Raw genomic sequence first — 17,749 nt, forward strand, 5'->3', positions numbered from 1 at the left:
ACTGTTCACAGCACTGTGGCCCCCGCAGGAGGCGGTACAGGAACTGTCCCGTGCCGTCGACGCCCTTGAGGAGCCGCCCGGCGCGGAAGCGCTCCGCTGGACCCGGCCGGAGGCCTGGCACTTCACGCTGAGCTTCTACGGGGAGGTGACCGAGGACCAGGCAGCAGACCTTCGAGCGCGGCTGGTCCGGGCGGCGCGGCGGGCGCCGGGCCCCCTCCCGATGCGCCTCCACCGCGCCGGCCGCTTCGGCGACCGCACGCTGTGGGTGGGGCTCCAGCAGGAGGAACCCCACCGTCAGGCCCTCAAGAAGCTGGCGGCGGCCACCACGGCGGCGGGCCGCCGCGCCGGTCTGCTCCCCGACGACAAGCACCCGTCGTTCCATCCGCATCTGACGCTGGCCCGGGCGAAGGGGCGGCGGACGGCCGACCTGCGCCCGTACGTCGAGCAGCTGGAGTCCTTCCAGGGGACCCCGTGGAGCGCCCGGGAGCTGCTGCTGGTCCGCAGTGTGCCGCCGCGCAGCGGCGTACCGGGGGAGCAGCCCCGGTACGAGCCGTTGGAGCGCTGGCCCCTGGGCCCGTGACGGAGCCGTTCCGGGTCCCGGCTACCGTTGTCGGCGTGAACGCCAAGACCAGAATGCGCATTGTGACCGGTGTGCTGGTGGTGCTCTTCCTCGTGGTCGTCCTGGCCTCGGCCCTCGGCGGCAGCTGACCGGGGGCCGGGCGCCGGCCGACGCCTACCAGGCGAAGGCCTCGGGCGACGGCCCGGGGCCGGGGAAGATCTCCTCCAGCGAGGCGAGCAGCTCGTCGCCGAGCTTCAGCTCGACGGCGCGCAGCGCGGAGTCGAGCTGGCCGGCCGTCCGGGGCCCGACGATGGGCCCGGTCACGCCCGGCCGGGACAGCAGCCAGGCGAGGGCGACCTCGCCGGGCTCCAGGCCGCGCTCGGCGACGAGGTTCTCGTACGCCTCGATCTGCCCGCGCACCGTCGGGTCCTCCAGCGCGGTGGCCGCGCGCCCGGAGGACGTACGGCCGCCGCCGCCCTCCCGGGCCTTCCGCAGCGCGCCGCCCAGCAGTCCGCCGTGCAGCGGGGACCAGGGGATGACCCCGAGCCCGTAGGCCTCGGCCGCCGGGACGACCTCCATCTCGGCGCGCCGCTCGGCCAGGTTGTAGAGGCACTGCTCGCTCACCAGTCCGAGCGAGCCACGGCGTGCGGCGGTCTCGTTGGCCTGGGCGATGTGCCAGCCGGCGTGGTTGCTGGAGCCGACGTAGAGCACCTTGCCCTGCTGCACGAGGACGTCCATGGCCTGCCAGATCTCGTCCCAGGGCGTGGCCCGGTCGACGTGGTGGAACTGGTACAGGTCGATGTGGTCGGTGCCCAGGCGGCGCAGGCTGGCCTCCACGGAGCGGCGGATGTTGAGCGCGGAGAGCTTGTCGTGGTTGGGCCAGGGCGTCTCACCGTCGGGGGCCATGTTGGCGTAGCCCTTGGTGGCCAGGACGGTCTTGTCGCGCCGCCCGTCGCCCTTGGCGAACCAGCTGCCGATGATCTCCTCGGTGCGGCCCTTGTTGACGCCCCAGCCGTAGGCGTTGGCGGTGTCGAAGAAGTTGACGCCTGCCGCCAGTGCGGCGTCCATGATCGCGTGGCTGTCGGCCTCGTCCGTCTGCGGGCCGAAGTTCATCGTTCCGAGGACGAGCCTGCTGACCTTCAGTCCTGTGCGTCCGAGCTGCGTGTACTCCATGCCGCCACGCTAGGCGGCTGGAGTGCACTCGAAGCAACCCGTCGTGCCGGTGGCGGGATCCGCGGGGCAAGCCCTACTCGGGGGCCGTCCCGGTGCGGAAGACGCCCTCGACCGCCCCGAGGTAGGCGGACTCGGCGCTGATGTGGGCGAGTCGGGAGTCGATGGGGCGGCGCGTGATCAGCAGTCGGTAGTAGAACGGTGCGCCGATGGCCGCGATGACCTCCTCCGCGTCCGTGTCGGAGGGGATCTCCCCCCGCTCGACGGCCCGTTCCAGCAGTACGGCGACCCGTCGGATGCGGTTCTTGAACACGGCGCGCATCACCTCGGCCGCTCCCGGCTCGCGTGCCGCGGAGGTGACGACGGCTTCGACCAGGCGCCGGTTGCGGGCGGAGGCGTAGAAGTCGGCGATGGACCGTGTCACCGTGTGCAGGTCCTGGCGCAGACTGCCGGTGTCCGGAATGGGGATCGTCCCGCTGTGCTGGCCCAGCATGTCGATGATGACGCCCTCGACCGTGCGCCAGCGGCGCCGGATCGTCGCGGCGTGCACCCCCGACCGGCGGGCGATCAGGTCGATGGTGAGTGCGGCGAAGTCCTGGCTGCCCAGTTCCTCCCAGGCCGCTCGCAGTACGGCGGCGCGGGTGCGTGCGGTCCGCCCGCCGGGCCGGGTCGCTCCGTGCGGTCGGTCGGATCCCTGCGGTCGGTCGGATTCGTGCGGTGGTGGCGCAGTCATGGTCCCGCGTTGCGTCGAGGCTCAGGTTCCGATTACTGTTCCCACACTTAGTGCGCGCACGCGCGCATTAGTCGGGGGATGCCGTGAGCGCCCCGCAGCGCGGTTGTCAACCGTGGTGAGCGGGGCGTTCGCGGCACAAGGCGACAGTCTGGCCCAGTGGCGTCCCCCCGCGGCAACTCCGGGCCGTGTTCCGGCGGGAAAAAGTCGGGACCTGGCCGGATCTGTTCATACTCGTCACACCTGAACCCCTTTGTGCGCCTCATCGCTCATGTCGGGTTCACCCTCCGGCCCGCCGACCGCGCTCACCCGCCGACGCGCTCATCGGCCGGCTCCGTCGGTACGGTCCGCCCACGCCCCACGCCTGATGCAGGGCGTCGGCGAAGGCGGCGGCCATCCGGTGCTCGCCCTCGGCCGAGGGATGGGTGCCGTCGTAGGTGTCCCGCTCCGGCGACCAGTCGTGCGGTACCGAGGCCAGCAGCAGCGGCGAACGCGGCTGGGACAGCTCGGCCACCGCCTTGGCCAGCAGGGTGTTGAACCGCGCGCACGCGTCGGCGAACGCCGGGTCGGTCACCGCGCGGATGTTGGGCATGACGGGCAGCAGCACCGCACGCAGCGTCGGGTTGCCGGCCCGCGCCTCCGCCAGGAAGAGCTCCACGTTCGCGAGCGTCTGCTCGGGATCGGTGTAGAAGCCGAGGTCTATCAGCCCCAGCGAGACCAGCAGCGTGTCCGCCCGGTACGACGCGACCGTCTCGCGGACGAGTGGCGCCATGTGCAGCCACCCCGCGCCCCAACCCGCCAGGTGCGCCCGCGCATGGTGGGGGAAGTGCGGGTCGGCGTAGGCGTGGCTGCCCTCGTGCAGTGCCGTGCGGGGGCCGACGATCTGCCAGTCCTCGTCGTCCGGAACGGTACGGCACAGGTGCTGCCACATCCGGTAGCGCCAGGTGTGATCTCCCCCGGCCCGGGGCCCGGAGCTCCCCCCACCAGCCGCTCCGATCGTCATGGAGTCGCCGACGAAGAGAACGCGCATCCGCACATCCTCGGGTATCCCGCGTTGAGCTGCACCGTGATGCTGGACACTGGAGCCTATGTCTGTGCGTACGCGTGGAGTCGGGGTCGGGGTCGGAGCGGTTGCCGTGATGCTGGGAGCGATGACGGCTGCCCCGCCCGCCGCCGTCGCCGAGGACGGCCCGGAGGGCTTCACCATCCGCGACTCCCGGATCACCGAGTCCAGCGGACTGGCCGCCTCCCGCGCCCACAAGGGCGTCTACTGGACGCACAACGACTCCGACGACGGCCCGTACGTCTACGCCGTCGACAGCCGCACCGGAAAGACCGTCAGCCGTGTGACGCTGAGCGGTATCGAGCCGCGGGATGTCGAAGGGATCTCCGTCGGCCCGGACGGCAACGTCTACGTCGGCGACATCGGCGACAACCTGGACGGCTCCTGGCCCGAGGTGTGGATCTACCGCTTCCCCGAACCGAAGCAGCTGCGCGGCGACGTCACCGTGACCCCCACCCGCTACACCGTCCGCTACGCCGACGGCCCGCGGAACGCCGAGTCGCTGATGGTGCACCCCAGGACCGGCCGGGTCTACATCGCCAGCAAGAGCTCCCAGGGGAAGGGCGGCCTGTACGCGGGTCCCCGGAAGTTGGATCCGGGCGGCGTCAACACCTTCTCGCGCGTCGCCGAGGTGGACTTCGAGGCGACCGACGGCGCGTTCTCGCCGGACGGCTCCCGACTGGTGCTGCGGGCCTACTTCGGCGCGACGGCGTACACCTGGCAGGACGGCGAGCCGAAGAAGATCGGCTCCGTTCCCGTACCGCTGCAACGGCAGGGCGAGTCGGTCACGTTCGCCCCCGACGGGCGGACACTGATGTACGGCTCCGAGGGGTCCGGCAGCGGTGTGGAGCCGACCCGGCTGAAGGGCGAGGCGGTACCCGACTCCGCGCGCGACAACGGCTCGGGCTCCTCGGACTCCGAGTCCTCCGACGACGGCGCCGGCGACAGCTCGTCCGAGGACGACAACCGGAACCTCACCCTGGGCGCCGGCACGTTCATCGCCGCCCTGGTCGTCTGGTTCGGTCTGCGCCGACTGTTCGCGCGGCGCCGGGACTGAGCCGGCCGTCGGAGCGCCGACGGGCCGCCGGCATCTCCCCCCTCCGTCCAGGGCCGGCTGTACGCCTGCGCATCACGGTGATCGGTAGGCGGCCCGGATCGTCTCCTTGCCGTCGTGCCGGGAGTCGTCGCTGACGGCCGGCGCGGTGCTCTCCGTGGCGCTCAGCTCCTGGGTCCCCACGACGGACAGCAGCTCCAGCTGCTCGGCTCCCCGGCTTCCGGGCGGCGCGGTGAACCACAGCAGGCGCTGGCGTCCGTCCTCGCTCAGGAGGTTGAAGCAGTCGAGTTCGATGACGCCGAGCAGCGGGTGGACGATCCTCTTGTGGTCCATGCGGCGCACCGCGACGTCGTGGGTGTCCCAGAGGGTCGCGAACTCCTGGCTGCGGCGGCGCAGTACGGCGACCATCTTCGTGACCTCCGCGTCCCGGCCGCGCCGGGCGGCTGCTGCCTGGAGGTCGGCAACGAACACCCGGGAGTGCTGCGGGCGGTCCTCGGCCGGGTAGATCTCGCGGGCCCGCGGGTCGGTGAACCAGCGGTACACGAAGCTCGCCGCCGGGCCGCGGTGTGCCGGGGACCTGCCCAGCAGGGTGCGGGCCAGATCGTTTTCGACCAGGGTCTCGTGCAGGTCGGTGATGACGCGCGCGGGAGTGTTGGACAGCCGATCCAGCAGTCCGAGGAGCGCGGGCTGCACATGGGCCGACGGTCCGCGTGCTGACGGCGGTATCGGCCGTTCGGCCAGGTGGAACAGGTGGTCGCGCTCGTCGCCGTTCAGCCGCAGGGCCCGGGCGAGGGCGGCCAGGGTCTGGGACGAGGGCTGTACGCCGTTCTTCGCTCCGCCGCGTTCCAACTCGGTGTAGTAGTCGGCCGACAGCCCGGCCAGCTGGGCGACCTCCTCGCGGCGCAGCCCGGGGACCCGCCGGCGCGGGCCCGAGGGGAGACCGACATCGGCGGGGCGGATGCGGTCGCGGCGTGTCCTGAGGAAGGCACCGAGTTGTGGAAGGTTCACCCCTCCATCGTCGCTCGCGCGCCGGGGCGTAGCCAGGGGGTGGCAACCCCTGGGTGGACGCAGCCCTGGCTAGGGGTGGCAGACCGGCCGACCGTTGAGGACGCAGCAGGGCGACGGCGAGGCCGCGGCCCGACCCGCAACCACCACAGGAGTCAGCAATGCCCCACACGTCCCCCGACCGGATGGCTGCCCCGGCCCAGCCCTCCGCCTCACCCCGGGTCGCGGTCGTCACCGGCGGCTCGCGCGGCATCGGCCGCCGGACCGTCGGCCGGCTGGCCGCCGACGGGTACGCCGTCGTGGTCGGCTACGGCGGCAACCGGAAGGAGGCCGAAGCCGCCGTCGAGGAGGCCGTCGCCGGCGGTGGCCGGGCCCTCGCCGTGCGCGCGGACGTCGCCGACGAACACGCGGTCGCGACCCTGTTCGACGCGGCCGAGGCGGAGTTCGGCGGCCTCGATGTCGTCGTGCACGCGGCCGGGCGGGCACACACGGCGCCGATCGCCGACCTGGACCTGAACCTCCTGGACGACCTGCACCGCACCAATATCCGCGGCACTTTTGTCGTCGTTCAGCAGGCCGCCCGGCGGGTGCGCCCCGGCGGGGCGATCGTGACGTTCTCCTCGTCGGTGGTGGGGCTGGCCTTCCCGGGCTACGGCGCGTACTCCGCCGGCAAGGGCGCGGTCGAGGCGCTGACGCTGATCCTGGCCAGGGAGCTGCGGGGCCGGGACGTGACCGCCAACGCGGTCGCGCCCGGCCCCACGGCCACCGACCTGTTCCTGGACGGCAAGGACGAGGAGACCATCGGCCGGCTGGCCGCCCAGCCCCCGCTGGAGCGACTCGGTACCCCGGCCGACATCGCCGAGGTCGTCGCGTTCCTCGCCTCCCCGGCCGGCCACTGGATCAACGGACAGGTCCTGCGCGCCAACGGCGGAATCATCTGAACCGTCGGCAGACACCCCCTCGTTCGACACGAAAGGCCTCGTCATGAGGAACGACGACACCGGGCAGGTCGTCCTGGTCACGGGCGCCTCCAGCGGCATCGGGGCGCTGTCCGTGCGCGCTCTGGCCCGCGCCGGGCACACCGTGTACGCGGGCATCCGCCGAACCGCGACCCGCAACGCGACCGCGGTGGCCGAGCTGACGCGCTACGGCACCGACCACCAGGTCGACGTGCACGCCGTCGAGCTGGATGTCACCTCCCAGGACTCCGTCGACGCCGCGGTCGACCGGGTCTTCGCCGAGCGCGGCCGACTGGACGTGGTCGTGCACAACGCCGGGCACATGGTCCTGGGCGCCGCCGAGGCGTTCACCGCCGAGCAGTTCGCGGACCTGTACGACGTGAACGTCCTGGGTACCCAGCGCGTCAACCGCGCCGCCCTGCCGAAGTTGCGCGAGCGGGGCTCGGGGCTGCTGGTGTGGATCGGCAGCTCCAGCACCCGCGGCGGCTGCCCCCCGTTCCTGGCCCCGTACTTCGCCGCCAAGGCCGCGATGGACGCTGTGGCCGTCAGCTACGCCGCCGAGGTGCTTCCGTTCGGCATCGACACCGCGATCGTGGTGCCCGGCGCGTTCACCACCGGCACCAACCACTTCGCCAACGCCGGCGCCCCCGCCGACACCGACCGTGCGGAGGCCTACGACCGGCGTCACCAACCCCTGAGGGACGATCTGGGCAGGCGCCTGGCCGCGCTCGTCCCTTCGGACGCCGATGTGTCCGAGGTCGCTGAAGCCGTCGCGCGCCTGGTCGCGATGGAGCACGGCACTCGGCCGCTGCGCACCCACATAGACCCCAGCCGGGACGGCAGCGAAGTCGTCTCCGCGGTCGCCGACCGCGTCCGCGCCGACTTCTTCCGTCGCATCGGACTGGACAGCCTGCTGACCGCGGGCAGCTCTCTGTAACTCCCACCGAGCAAAGGAACACTCAGCCATGCCCTTCGCGAACTTCAAGGTCCCCGAGAAGACCCTCACCCCGAAGCAGAAGGAGGAGATCGTCGCCCGCACCACCGAGTTGTACGTCGAGATCTACGGCGAGCGTGCCCGCGGCAACACCATGGTCCTGGTCGAAGAGGTCGCCGACGGCGGCTGGGGCGTCTCCGGCAATGTGCTGACCCTCGCCATGCTCGGTGAGGCGGCACCGGCCGACGCCGGCGACGCCTGAGCGCACCGGCCGTCGTCCGGCCGGGGCGGCACCGTACGGCCGAGAGCCGACGCCGCTCGCGCCCGGCGGTGCAGCGCCCGTGGCACGGCCCCCCGGGTCAGGGCGACGGCCGGCGCTCGTCCAGCAGGCGTTGGAGGCCGTCCAGAAGGGCGCGGACGGCGAAGCGGGTGCTCTCGGCGGGATCGGCGGCGAAGGCGTCGTCGGGGAGGGCGGCCAGGCGGGCGAGGCCGCCCTCTTCCATGCCGCGCACGATGTAGGGCTCTTGGGTGCGCCAGAACTCCTCGTCGCTGACGCCCGATTGCTGGGCCGCCTGCTGGTACAGGACGACGGAGCGGGCGGCGCCCATGACGAGGTTGTCGAGCGCGATCAGGATGGTCATCTTCTCCTGGCCGGTGAAGGGGAGGTCCTCCAGCGCTCCCAGTGCGAAGTCGAGGTTGGCCATGGAGTTGGGGCCCAGGACCGGGCGGGCCTGGTTGACCTGGAGCAGCCAGGTGTGGGTGGTGTAGAGCTCCCACGACGCCTCGGTGATCAGTTCCAGCGTCTCGCGCCAGCTCTTGCCGCGCCACTGCTCCAGGTCGCCCGGCGGCAGGGCGACCTGGTCGCACATCAGGGCGATGAGCTCGTCCTTGCCCGGTACGTAGCGGTACAGGGACATGGTGCCGACACCCAGTTCGGTGGCGACGCGGCGCATGGACAGGGCGGCCAGGCCCTCGCGGTCGGCGAGGTCGACGGCGGCGGCCACGATCTGCGCAAGGGTCAGCCCGGGTTTGGGTCCGCGCGCGGGGCGGTGCCGCCCGGTGCGGCCCCACAGCAGGTCGAGGCTGCGGACGAGGCGGGTGAGGCCTTCGCCGCCGTGGTCCGCCGGGTCCGTGCTCCGGTGCTTGGTCGTCATGGTCGGGCCATCGTAGGAAATCCCCTTGCAAACATCTGCGTAGGCTGTACGCTTTTCGATCTGGGTACACCGTACCCAGATTCGAGGAGGGGATGTATGTTCGCACCACCACCGGACCAGTGCTCCGTCGTCGCCGAGGGGCTCCGCAAGACGTACGGCGACAAACACGCGCTCGACGGCCTCGATCTGGCCGTGCCGCGCGGCACCGTCTTCGGACTGCTGGGACCGAACGGGGCCGGCAAGACCACCGCCGTACGCGCCCTGTCCACCCTCGTCCGGCTCGACTCCGGCCGCGCCACCGTCGGCGGATACGACGTGCGCCGCGACCCGCGCGCCGTGCGCCGCAGGATCGGTCTCACCGGTCAGCACGCCGCCGTGGACGAGATCATCACGGCACGGCAGAACCTGGAGATGTTCGGCCGCCTCTTCCACCTCGGTGCGGCCCACGCCCGGCGCCGGGCGTCCGAACTGCTCGACCAGTTCGGGCTCAGCGAAGCGGCGGACAAGCAACCGCAGGGCTTCAGCGGCGGGATGCGCCGCCGTCTCGACCTGGCCTCCAGCATGATCCTCGCCCCGGAGGTGCTCTTCCTGGACGAGCCGACCACCGGGCTCGACCCGCGCGGGCGCAGCGAGGTGTGGGACGCGGTGCGCGGACTGACCCGGCAGGGCACCACCGTCGTCCTGACGACCCACTACCTGGACGAGGCCGACAAGCTCTCCGACCGGATCGCCGTCATCGACCAGGGCCGCAACGTCACCGAGGACACCCCGGCCGGACTCAAGCGGGCCATCGGTGGCGACCGTATCGAGGTCGTCGCCGCCGAGGCCCGTGATCTGCCCGTCGTGACCGCCGCCGTCGCCCGCGTCGCGATGCAAGGTGCCGAGCCGGAGACCGACGCCGCCGAACTGCGCGTCCACGCGCCCGTCTCGGCGGGGGTTCCCGCGCTCACCGAGGTGGCGCGCGGCCTCCAGGACGAGGGCGTGATGGTGGCCGACATCGGCCTGCGCCGCCCCACGCTGGACGAGGTCTTCCTCGCCCTCACCGGCAGTCGCACGCAGCCGCCCGCAGCCGCGCAGGACATGGACCGTACCCAGCACGCGGAGGTCACCGCATGAACGCCGTGGAGACCGTGCGGAGCGCGGACCCGGAGCAGCAGAACGCCGGGCAGCGGCTGTACTGGGCGGTGGCCGACTGCTGGACGATCGTCCGCCGCGACCTGACCCACCTGGTGAAGCAGCCGTCCATCATCGCCTGGCAGCTCGGCTTCCCCATCGTGTCCGTGCTGCTGTTCGTCTATGTCTTCGGCAGCGCGATGGATGTCGGCGAGGGGGTGGATTACAAGGACTACGCCATGCCGGGGATGTTCGCCATGACCATGGCGTTCGGCTTCATGAACACGGCGATGGCCGTCGTCGTGGACAAGGAGCGCGGTGTCACCGACCGCTTCCGCTCCATGCCGATGGCGCCCTCCGCCGTGGTGACCGGGCGCGGGGTCTCCGACGTACTGCACGCGGCGCTCGACCTGGCCGTGATGGCGGTGATCGCGCTGGTCATCGGCTGGCGTTCGGACGGCAGCCTGCTCAGTACGCTCTGGGCGTTCGCGCTGCTGCTCCTGCTGCGCTTCTCACTCATCTGGATCGGTGTGCTGCTCGGCCTGCTCGCCAAGAACCAGGAGTCGGCGGGCAACCTGTTCGCCGTCGCCTTCCCCTTCGGCATGGTCTCCAGCGTCTTCACCCCGCCCTCGGTGATGCCGGACTGGCTGGGCACGGTCGCCATGTGGAACCCCGTCTCGGCCACCGCGAACGCCATCCGCGAGCTGTACGGCAACCCGCTGCCCACCGGAGGCAGCTGGATCGAGGAGCACTCGGAGCTGATGGCGGTGGTGTGGCCGCTGGTGCTGACGGCCATCTTCCTGCCGCTGGCCGTACGCAAGTTCCAGAACCTCAGCAAGTGACGGCTGCGCCGCTCATTCGCCGACCAACCGCAGCTCGTAGTGGACCGGCCGGTCGAACATCAACCGGTAGCCGAGCGGCACCAGGAAGCCCTGGGTCAGCGGGTGTCTGCGGGCCAGTCGCGCGGCGGCGTGCCGCGCCTCGCGGTCCCGCAGCTCCCGCACCCGCGCCTTCATCGGCGCCCCGTTCGGGGTGCCGGTGAGGGTGGCGGCCGAGAGTTCCACTTCCGGGTAGCGCTCGATGTGCTCCCGCTGCCTGGCGCGCGCATGGGTGCGTACGTACGCGCGGTCGCCCTCCACGGCGATCCGGGCGCCGTGCCCCACGGGAGTGCCTTCCCGCTCGTACGTCGTCAGCCGCACTCGGCGCTCCCGCGCGAACAGCTGCAAGCCAGTGGTGGGGGTGCTCATACGAGTGCCCGTACCCGGCTGGGCGGGACCGGATGCTACCCCGCATGGGGGGCTGCGCTTGCCCACCCTGCTCCCCCAGCCTCCGGCCGGGAGGTGCCCCCAAAGCCACAACGCGCCCGCAGCCTGCGGACGGCGGACCGGGGCACCCCCTCCCCAGCGTCAAGGCCTCACAGGCGCTCGATCACCCAGTCGATGCAACCCGTCAGCGCCTCGACGTCCGCCGGCTCGACGGCCGGGAACATGGCGACCCGCAACTGATTGCGCCCCAGCTTCCGATAGGGCTCGGTGTCCACGACACCGTTGGCCCGCAGCACCTTGGCCACGGCGGCGGCGTCCACCTCGTCGGCGAAGTCGATGGTGCCCACCACCTGCGAGCGCTGCGCCGGGTCGGCGACGAACGGCGACGCGTAGGACGCCTTCTCCGCCCAGCCGTAAAGCCTCCCGGAGGAGTCCGCGGTCCGGGAGACGGCCCACTCCAGCCCGCCCTGCCCGTTGATCCACTCCAGCTGGTCGTTGAGCAGGAAGAGCGTGGCCAGCGCCGGGGTGTTGTACGTCTGGTTCTTGCGCGAATTGTCGATCGCCGTCTGCAGGTCGAAGAAGGCCGGGACGTGGCGGTCCGAGGCGGCGATGCGCTCCGCGCGCTCGACGGCGGCGGGGGAGAAGACCGCGATCCACAGCCCGCCGTCGGCGGCGAACGACTTCTGCGGGGCGAAGTAGTAGACGTCCGTCTCGGTGATGTCGACCGGCAGCCCGCCGGCGCCCGAGGTGGCGTCCACCAGGACGAGTGCGCCGTCGTCGGAGCCCGGCACGCGCCGCAGCGGCATGGCGACACCGGTCGAGGTCTCGTTGTGGGTCAGCGCGTAGACGTCGATGCCCTGCTCGCCGCGCGCCTCGGGGTGGGTGCCCGGGTCGCTCTTGATGATGCTGGGGTCGCCGAGCCACGGCGCCTGCCCCGCTGCCTTGGCGAACTTGGAGGAGAACTCGCCGAAGGACAGATGCTGGGACCTGCTCTCGATCAGGCCGTGGGTCGCCACGTCCCAGAACGCGGTGGAGCCGCCGTTGCCGAGTACGACCTCGTACCCCTCGGGCAGCGAGAAGAGGCTCCGTACGCCCTCGCGCACCTTTCCGACCAGGTTTTTGACGGGCGCCTGCCGGTGGGAGGTGCCCATGAGAGAGGTACCGGTCGCAGCCAGGGCGCTGAGCGCCTCCGGACGCACCTTGCTGGGGCCCGAGCCGAAGCGACCGTCGGCGGGCTTGAGGTCAGCGGGAATCTGGAGATCAGCCACGGGGTCAGCCTAGTGCCGCCGTCCAGAGCGCCCCCGGAGCCGTCCAGCGCCTGAGACGAACGGTGGACACGCGGCTGTCGGTCCCGGTCCATAAGCTGGCCGTATGACAGCAGGTCACAGACGCGGTCACGGGCCCGGTCACCGTCCCGGCCCGGATGACGTACGGCGCCTCGCGCTCGCCCTCCCCGAGACCAAGGAGGTGGAGGCGTGGGCCATGCCCACCTTCCGGGTCGCGGGAAAGATGTTCCTCACCATGCCGGACGACCAGTCCTCGTTCGCGGTGCGCTGCCCGCGCCTGGAACGCGGAGAGCTGATCGCCGCCGAACCGGAGAAATTCTGGGTGCCGCCGCACGAGGCGGGCTCCAACTGGGTGCGGGCGCGGCTGGCGGCGCTGGAGGACATGACGGAGCTGCGGGACATCGTCGTCGACAGCTGGCAGCAGGCCGCGCCACCCCGGCTGCTGGAGACGTTCGCGGCGCCCGATCCGTACGCGGAGTGATCCGGGAGCGAAGGGCGCGGCAGCCGGCTGTTCAATGGCCGGGGTGGACAGCTCGGTGGGCCGTTGAGTCCAGATCGGCGGGCTGACAAAAAACCGTCTATCCGCAGGTAGGGCGCTTACGGATGGCCGATCGGCAGCGTGACGCGGACCACAGACACGAAAGATCTCGCAAGGGCAGCGGACGGCCCGGGTGAGCGTGCACCCTGTGCGCATGGGAGACGCACGTAGGGCAGACGCACGGGAGCTTCAGCGGGCACTGCGGGCCGCCGTGCCCGGTGGCGAGGTGGAGTTCGGGGCCCAGGACAGAGCGCTGATGACGATGGACGCCTCCAACTACCGGCGGGTTCCGCTGGGCGTGGTGGCGCCGAAGGACGACGACGATGTGGCGGCCGTGCTGGCCGTCTGCCGCGAGCGGGGTGTCCCCGTGGTGGCGCGGGGGGCCGGGACCTCCATCGCGGGACAGGCCACCGGGCTCGGTGTCGTCCTGGACTTCACCCGGCACCAGCGCACCATCGAGTATCTGGACCCGGACAGCCGTACCGCGGTCGTACGTCCCGGCGTCATCCTGGACGATCTGCGCAACGCCGCCGGTGCCTTCGGGCTCACGTTCGGGCCCGACCCCTCCACCCACGCCCGCTGCACCCTCGGCGGGATGATCGGCAACAACTCCTGCGGTTCCCACTCGGTCGCCTGGGGCACCACCGCCGACAATGTGCACGAGCTGGAGGTCCTCACCTACGGCGGCGAACGGGCGCGCCTGGCACGGGGCGGCTCCGGGGTGCCCGAGCGGCTGCGCAGCGGCGTCTCCTCCCTCGTCCAGGGCGAACTGGCCCGGCTGCGCACGGGGTTCCCCGAGCTGCCCCGGCGGATCTCCGGATACGCGCTGGATGAGCTTCTTCCCGAGAAGGGCGAGGACTGGGCGCGCGCCTTCACCGGCAGCGAGGGCACCCTGGGCGTGCTGACCCGTGCCACCGTCAAGCTGGTGCCCACCCCGGTCGCCCGGGTGCTGGCCGTACTCGGCTACGCGGACGAGTCCACGGCGGCCGAGGCGGCGGCGGGGCTGCTCCAGTACCGTCCGCTCACCGTCGAGGGCATGGCCAACGACCTGGTGGGCGATGCCGCACGCGCCTCCCTCCCCAAGGGCGGCGCCTGGCTGTTCGTGGAGGTCGGCGGCGACGACCCGGCGCAGGCCAGGGCCAACGCCGAACAGCTGTGCCGCGCGGCCCGCGAGGGCACCACCGACCATGCGCTGGTCACCGAACCGGCCGGGCAGCGCGCCCTGTGGCGGGTCCGCGAGGACGCCTCCGGCACGGCCACCCGCATGCCCGACGGCGCGGAGGCGTGGCCCGGCTGGGAGGACTGCGCCGTGCCACCGGCCCGGCTCGGCGCCTATCTGCGCGACTTCCGCAAGCTGCTGCGCGAGTACGGGCTGCGCGGGCTCCCGTACGGGCACTTCGGGGACGGCTGCATCCACGTACGGATCGACTTCGACCTGCTGGGCGAGGCGGGCATCGCCAAGTTCCGGGACTTCTCCACGGCGCTGGCCGATGTCGTCGTCGCCCACGGCGGCTCCCTCTCCGGCGAGCACGGCGACGGGCTGGCCCGCGCCGAGCTGCTGACCCGGATGTACGGCGAGGAGATGGTCGGTCTCTTCGGCCGGTTCAAGGATCTGTGGGACCCGGCCGACGGCCTCAACCCCGGCGTCCTTGTGCGGCCCGATCCGCTGGACGCCAACCTGCGCTTCGCGCCGCTGCCGCGCAAGCCGGTCGACGTGGAGTTCGGCTACCCGCACGACGGGGGCGACTTCTCCGCCGCCGTACGCCGCTGTGTGGGCGTCGCCAAGTGCCGCAACGAGACGGCCGGGGCGAGCGTCATGTGCCCGTCCTTCCGCGCCACCGGCGAGGAGAAGCACTCCACACGCGGACGCGCCCGGCTGCTGCACGAGATGCTCGCCGGCGAGGTCGTCACCGACGGCTGGCAGTCCGAGGAGGTGCACGACGCGCTCGATCTGTGCCTGTCGTGCAAGGGCTGCCGCAGCGACTGCCCGGTCGGGGTGGACATGGCCACCTACAAGGCCGAGTTCATGCACCACTACTACGAGGGGGACGCCGAGAGCGGCACTCCGGGCAAGCGCCGCCCGATGGCGCACTACTCGATGGGCTGGCTGCCGCGCTGGCTGCGGCTGGCGGCCGCCACCCGTACGGTGCCGCTGCTGAACGCGGGTGCCAAGGTGCCCCCGCTCGCGGCGCTCGCCAAGCGGCTGGGCGGGCTGGCCCCCGAGCGGGACATCCCGGCGCTGCCCCGCACCCCCTTCACCCACTGGTGGCGCAAGCAGCCCGGCCGCGCCTCCGCCACCGGCAAGCCGGTCGTCCTGTGGCCGGACACCTTCACCAACTACCTCTCTCCCGAAGCCGGGTCGGCGGCGGTGCGGGTCTTCCAGGATGCGGGGCTGAAGCCGGTCGTACCGCCGAAGCAGGTGTGCTGCGGCCTCACCTACGTCTCCACGGGCCAGCTCGACCGGGCCCGTACGGTGATGCGGCGCACGCTCGATGTGATGGAACCGGCCCTGGACGCGGGCCTGCCCGTCTCCGTCCTGGAGCCCCCGTGCGCCGCCGCGCTCCAGACGGACGTTCCCGAACTGCTGAGCGACGACCCGCGCGCGAAGCGGCTCGCCCAGGCCGTCCGCACCTTCGCGCAGACCTTGGAGGAGCATGCCCCCGACTGGGAGCCGCCCCGCATCGACCGCCCGGTCGCCGGCCAGACCCACTGCCACCAGCACGCCGTCATCGGGGACGCCGCCGAGCGCCGGCTGCGCGAGCGCGCCGGACTCACCGGAGACCTCAGCGGCGGCTGCTGCGGGCTGGCCGGCAACTTCGGCTTCGAGAAGGGCCACTACGAGGTCTCCGCCGCCTGCGCCGAGGACCAGCTGCTGCCGGCCCTGCGGGAGGCGGAGCCGGGCACCGAGCTGCTGGCCGACGGCTACTCGTGCCGTACCCAGATGGATCAGCTGGGCGGCTACCAGAGCCGGCATCTGGCGGAGGTGCTGGCGGAGGGCCTGGACCCGCGCAAGTGAGGGCCCCGGCGGGCCGGGCGGCAGGTGCGGCAGGCGCACCCGTGCCTCCCGGTCCCGCCGGACCCCGCGCGCTACACGTTCAGTACGAAGTCGAAGGAGCCGGCCTGTCCGCCTCCTTCCGGCCGTACGTTCATCAGCAGCCGCGCGTCGAAGATCGGGTCGGTCCGGTTGCGCGGCTCACCCGGGAAGTACAGCTGGGTGGTGAGCACGCGGCTGTAGGGCGCCTGCACCTTGACGTGCAGGTGCCGGGTGCGGCCCGGGTACAGCCCCGGCCGCAGGGTGGCCAGCCGGAAGGCGCCCTGCGCGTCGGTGTACTGGTGGCCGCGGAACCGGTACCCCGCGTTGTCGTAGGCGCCGTTGGGGTCGGCCTGCCACCAGTCCAGCAGTACATGCGCCAGCGGTGTGCAGTCCCGTCCGAAGACGAATCCGCTGACGGCCAGCGGCGTTCCCCAGGTGCCGGGCGGCACGATGGAGTCGCGTTCGGGCGAGTTGGGCTTGAAGTAGGGCCCCTCGGTCTGCGGAGGTGTCGGGTCGTCGCCGTCGTCGCAGGAGGGCGTCAACGCCGGCCGCTCCCCGCTTCCGCGCCGGTCGCGGGCGAGCGCCGGGGCCGCGCCGCTCGCACCGGTGCCCAGCAGGACCGCGGCGGGTCCAGCGGCCATCGCGGCGCGCAGCACGCTCTTGCGGCTCGGGCCCTGGCGCCGCCGGGCGGTGGGCTGTTCGTCGTCCGTTGCAGCCATCTGTCTGTGCCTCGCTCTCCAAAGGTGGGGGAAGTGCGGGGACGGACGCGTCCGGCCCTGGTCGGCCGAGTGGGGATGACGCTACGGGCCGGACGAGGGGGCGTCGATGGACGGATCTACCGGACCGTGGTGCTTTCGTCACCGTCCGGCAGTTCGTGCGCCTCCCGCCGGAACTCCCCGGGGCTGGCGCCGGTCTCGCGCCGGAAGAAGCGGCAGAAGTAGGCCGGGTCGGCGAACCCCACCTCCCTCGCCACCTGCCGCACCGTCATACCGGTGCCGCCCAGCAGCCGCTTGGCCTCCAGCACCTGTGCGTGCCGGATCAGCTGTCCGGGCGTACGCCCGGTGGCCGCGCGGACGGCGGCGGTCAGATAGCCGGTGGAGACGCCGAGTTCACCGGCGCACGCCGAGACGGTGCGCGCGGCGGCGGCGCCCGGCCGCTCCAGCAGGCGGACGAACTGTCCGGCCACAGCGGCGGGACGGGAGCAGGCGGCCTCCGGGTGTGGCATGCCGTCGGGGGGTTCCTGGGCCGGGAGGCGGTCGGCGTGCACGAGCAGGATGTGCACATAGGCCTGCAGCACCGAGCGCATCCCGCGCTGCGCCTCGCCGTACTCGGTCCGCATGGCGGACAGCAGGCCGTCGACGCGGGTTGCCGCCGGGCCGGACAGCGGAAGGGAGGGGTGCGTGCTCAACCGGCGCAGCAGCTCCCGGTCCTCCGGGTGGGCGAGCAGGAACGCCTCGTCGAAGAGGACCACGCAGCCGTGTACTTGTCGGCGCTGCTGCCAGTGGTGGGACTGGCCCGGGGCGATGAAGCACAGGTGCGGTGGCCGCAGCGGCCAGCGCCGTAGGTCGATCACATGGGTGCCGCTGCCGCGGGTGACGTAGGCGATCTCGTAGAAGGTGTGCCGGTGGGGGTAGGCGGCGCGGGAGAGCGGTCCGATCGTGTCGAACGTCCCGATGGCGAAGGGGAGCCGGCGGGGCGCCGGCACGTCCAGGCGGTGCAGCGGCATGGTGCGGGGCCCCTGCCGAGAGCTGTGTCCCGTCTCCACGCGCCGCTCCTCTCCCGTGGGTGCCGCCCGAGTCCCGTGGGCGTCCGCCCGAGGAGTTACCCGGGGCGGTGGACCGGGCACCGGGAAAAAGTCATGCAAGCACGCTTGCTTGTTTTTACC

Annotated in this window: 18 protein-coding genes; 9 read left to right on the forward strand and 9 right to left on the reverse strand. The window is 72.2% G+C overall.

What is annotated here, in order from left to right; all coding sequences use genetic code 11:
* Position 1 precedes the first annotated feature (1 nt).
* Positions 2-580 carry an RNA 2',3'-cyclic phosphodiesterase gene (gene thpR / locus JW613_RS33650; RefSeq protein ID WP_245226776.1) on the forward strand — a complete coding sequence of 193 codons (579 nt, stop codon included), beginning with the start codon at positions 2-4 and terminating at the stop codon, positions 578-580.
* A 153-nt stretch (positions 581-733) separates the two neighbouring features.
* Here thpR and JW613_RS33655 read toward each other — a convergent pair whose 3' ends face one another.
* The 3 genes from JW613_RS33655 to JW613_RS33665 all read right to left on the reverse strand — a co-directional run bounded on the left by JW613_RS33655 (position 734) and on the right by JW613_RS33665 (position 3,489).
* On the reverse strand, positions 734-1,732 hold the full coding sequence (locus JW613_RS33655) for an aldo/keto reductase (protein ID WP_209214722.1): 999 nt from the start codon (positions 1,730-1,732) through the stop codon (positions 734-736).
* A gap of 73 nt (positions 1,733-1,805) precedes the next feature.
* Positions 1,806-2,462 carry a TetR-like C-terminal domain-containing protein gene (locus JW613_RS33660; RefSeq protein ID WP_209214724.1) on the reverse strand — a complete coding sequence of 219 codons (657 nt, stop codon included), beginning with the start codon at positions 2,460-2,462 and terminating at the stop codon, positions 1,806-1,808.
* A gap of 277 nt (positions 2,463-2,739) precedes the next feature.
* Positions 2,740-3,489: a GDSL-type esterase/lipase family protein gene (locus tag JW613_RS33665; RefSeq protein WP_209214726.1), complete on the reverse strand. Its 750-nt coding sequence runs from the start codon at positions 3,487-3,489 to the stop codon at positions 2,740-2,742.
* A gap of 121 nt (positions 3,490-3,610) precedes the next feature.
* Here JW613_RS33665 and JW613_RS33670 point away from each other — a divergent pair, with 121 nt between their 5' ends.
* Positions 3,611-4,579 carry a hypothetical protein gene (locus JW613_RS33670; protein WP_209214728.1) on the forward strand — a complete coding sequence of 323 codons (969 nt, stop codon included), beginning with the start codon at positions 3,611-3,613 and terminating at the stop codon, positions 4,577-4,579.
* Positions 4,580-4,651: 72 nt separating this feature from the next.
* On the opposite strand, the gene JW613_RS33675 is transcribed toward JW613_RS33670, so the two are convergent.
* The gene (locus JW613_RS33675; protein WP_307866147.1) at positions 4,652-5,584 is read right to left on the reverse strand and encodes an MmyB family transcriptional regulator; all 933 of its coding nucleotides are present in this window, start codon (positions 5,582-5,584) and stop codon (positions 4,652-4,654) included.
* Positions 5,585-5,742: 158 nt separating this feature from the next.
* On the opposite strand from JW613_RS33675, the gene JW613_RS33680 reads away from it, so the two are divergent.
* Genes JW613_RS33680 through JW613_RS33690 form a run of 3 tightly spaced genes read left to right on the forward strand, consistent with a single transcriptional unit; the run spans position 5,743 to position 7,736 of the window.
* Complete coding sequence (locus tag JW613_RS33680) at positions 5,743-6,522, forward strand: SDR family oxidoreductase (protein WP_209214730.1); 780 nt, start codon at positions 5,743-5,745, stop codon at positions 6,520-6,522.
* 43 nt (positions 6,523-6,565) lie between these two features.
* Positions 6,566-7,477 carry an SDR family oxidoreductase gene (locus JW613_RS33685; RefSeq protein ID WP_209214732.1) on the forward strand — a complete coding sequence of 304 codons (912 nt, stop codon included), beginning with the start codon at positions 6,566-6,568 and terminating at the stop codon, positions 7,475-7,477.
* A gap of 28 nt (positions 7,478-7,505) precedes the next feature.
* Complete coding sequence (locus JW613_RS33690; RefSeq protein ID WP_099882158.1) at positions 7,506-7,736, forward strand: tautomerase family protein; 231 nt, start codon at positions 7,506-7,508, stop codon at positions 7,734-7,736.
* Between the two features lie 97 nt (positions 7,737-7,833).
* On the opposite strand, the gene JW613_RS33695 is transcribed toward JW613_RS33690, so the two are convergent.
* Positions 7,834-8,628, reverse strand: a complete 795-nt coding sequence (locus JW613_RS33695; protein WP_209214734.1) for a TetR/AcrR family transcriptional regulator — start codon at positions 8,626-8,628, stop codon at positions 7,834-7,836.
* Positions 8,629-8,724: 96 nt separating this feature from the next.
* Here JW613_RS33695 and JW613_RS33700 point away from each other — a divergent pair, with 96 nt between their 5' ends.
* Positions 8,725-9,744 carry an ATP-binding cassette domain-containing protein gene (locus JW613_RS33700; RefSeq protein WP_209214736.1) on the forward strand — a complete coding sequence of 340 codons (1,020 nt, stop codon included), beginning with the start codon at positions 8,725-8,727 and terminating at the stop codon, positions 9,742-9,744.
* Complete coding sequence (locus JW613_RS33705) at positions 9,741-10,583, forward strand: ABC transporter permease (protein ID WP_209214738.1); 843 nt, start codon at positions 9,741-9,743, stop codon at positions 10,581-10,583. The genes JW613_RS33700 and JW613_RS33705 overlap by 4 nt, the downstream gene beginning before the upstream one ends.
* Before the next feature lie 12 nt (positions 10,584-10,595).
* Here JW613_RS33705 and JW613_RS33710 read toward each other — a convergent pair whose 3' ends face one another.
* Positions 10,596-10,988: a PNPOx family protein gene (locus JW613_RS33710; protein ID WP_209214740.1), complete on the reverse strand. Its 393-nt coding sequence runs from the start codon at positions 10,986-10,988 to the stop codon at positions 10,596-10,598.
* Between the two features lie 167 nt (positions 10,989-11,155).
* The gene (serC, locus tag JW613_RS33715; protein WP_209214742.1) at positions 11,156-12,274 is read right to left on the reverse strand and encodes a phosphoserine transaminase; all 1,119 of its coding nucleotides are present in this window, start codon (positions 12,272-12,274) and stop codon (positions 11,156-11,158) included.
* Positions 12,275-12,377: 103 nt separating this feature from the next.
* On the opposite strand from serC, the gene JW613_RS33720 reads away from it, so the two are divergent.
* Positions 12,378-12,773, forward strand: coding sequence for an MmcQ/YjbR family DNA-binding protein (locus tag JW613_RS33720; RefSeq protein WP_099882146.1), 396 nt, complete (start codon positions 12,378-12,380; stop codon positions 12,771-12,773).
* A gap of 211 nt (positions 12,774-12,984) precedes the next feature.
* Positions 12,985-15,846, forward strand: a complete 2,862-nt coding sequence (locus JW613_RS33725; RefSeq protein ID WP_209214744.1) for an FAD-binding and (Fe-S)-binding domain-containing protein — start codon at positions 12,985-12,987, stop codon at positions 15,844-15,846.
* Between the two features lie 71 nt (positions 15,847-15,917).
* Here the strand turns inward: JW613_RS33725 and JW613_RS33730 are convergent, their stop codons facing one another.
* Together JW613_RS33730 and JW613_RS33735 are read right to left on the reverse strand one after the other, a co-directional pair.
* Complete coding sequence (locus tag JW613_RS33730; RefSeq protein ID WP_209214746.1) at positions 15,918-16,583, reverse strand: dioxygenase family protein; 666 nt, start codon at positions 16,581-16,583, stop codon at positions 15,918-15,920.
* Positions 16,584-16,699: 116 nt separating this feature from the next.
* Positions 16,700-17,629 (reverse strand): helix-turn-helix domain-containing protein, encoded by a 930-nt coding sequence (locus tag JW613_RS33735; RefSeq protein WP_307866148.1) that lies wholly within the window; start codon positions 17,627-17,629, stop codon positions 16,700-16,702.
* Positions 17,630-17,749 lie beyond the last annotated feature (120 nt).

Origin of the sequence: Streptomyces smyrnaeus (assembly GCF_017676345.1) — a bacterium.
Classification (GTDB): Bacteria; Actinomycetota; Actinomycetes; order Streptomycetales; family Streptomycetaceae; genus Streptomyces; species Streptomyces smyrnaeus.

Bases quoted from the DNA above. Each gene is read 5' to 3' on its own strand.
- JW613_RS33655 (WP_209214722.1), bottom strand. From the start codon at position 1,732: ATGGAGTACACGCAGCTCGGACGCACAGGACTGAAGGTCAGCAGGCTC.
- JW613_RS33660 (WP_209214724.1), bottom strand. From the start codon at position 2,462: ATGACTGCGCCACCACCGCACGAATCCGACCGACCGCAGGGATCCGAC.
- JW613_RS33665 (WP_209214726.1), bottom strand. From the start codon at position 3,489: ATGCGCGTTCTCTTCGTCGGCGACTCCATGACGATCGGAGCGGCTGGT.
- JW613_RS33670 (WP_209214728.1), top strand. From the start codon at position 3,611: ATGACGGCTGCCCCGCCCGCCGCCGTCGCCGAGGACGGCCCGGAGGGC.
- JW613_RS33680 (WP_209214730.1), top strand. From the start codon at position 5,743: ATGCCCCACACGTCCCCCGACCGGATGGCTGCCCCGGCCCAGCCCTCC.
- JW613_RS33685 (WP_209214732.1), top strand. From the start codon at position 6,566: ATGAGGAACGACGACACCGGGCAGGTCGTCCTGGTCACGGGCGCCTCC.
- JW613_RS33690 (WP_099882158.1), top strand. From the start codon at position 7,506: ATGCCCTTCGCGAACTTCAAGGTCCCCGAGAAGACCCTCACCCCGAAG.
- JW613_RS33695 (WP_209214734.1), bottom strand. From the start codon at position 8,628: ATGACGACCAAGCACCGGAGCACGGACCCGGCGGACCACGGCGGCGAA.
- JW613_RS33700 (WP_209214736.1), top strand. From the start codon at position 8,725: ATGTTCGCACCACCACCGGACCAGTGCTCCGTCGTCGCCGAGGGGCTC.
- JW613_RS33705 (WP_209214738.1), top strand. From the start codon at position 9,741: ATGAACGCCGTGGAGACCGTGCGGAGCGCGGACCCGGAGCAGCAGAAC.
- JW613_RS33710 (WP_209214740.1), bottom strand. From the start codon at position 10,988: ATGAGCACCCCCACCACTGGCTTGCAGCTGTTCGCGCGGGAGCGCCGA.
- JW613_RS33720 (WP_099882146.1), top strand. From the start codon at position 12,378: ATGACAGCAGGTCACAGACGCGGTCACGGGCCCGGTCACCGTCCCGGC.
- JW613_RS33725 (WP_209214744.1), top strand. From the start codon at position 12,985: ATGGGAGACGCACGTAGGGCAGACGCACGGGAGCTTCAGCGGGCACTG.
- JW613_RS33730 (WP_209214746.1), bottom strand. From the start codon at position 16,583: ATGGCTGCAACGGACGACGAACAGCCCACCGCCCGGCGGCGCCAGGGC.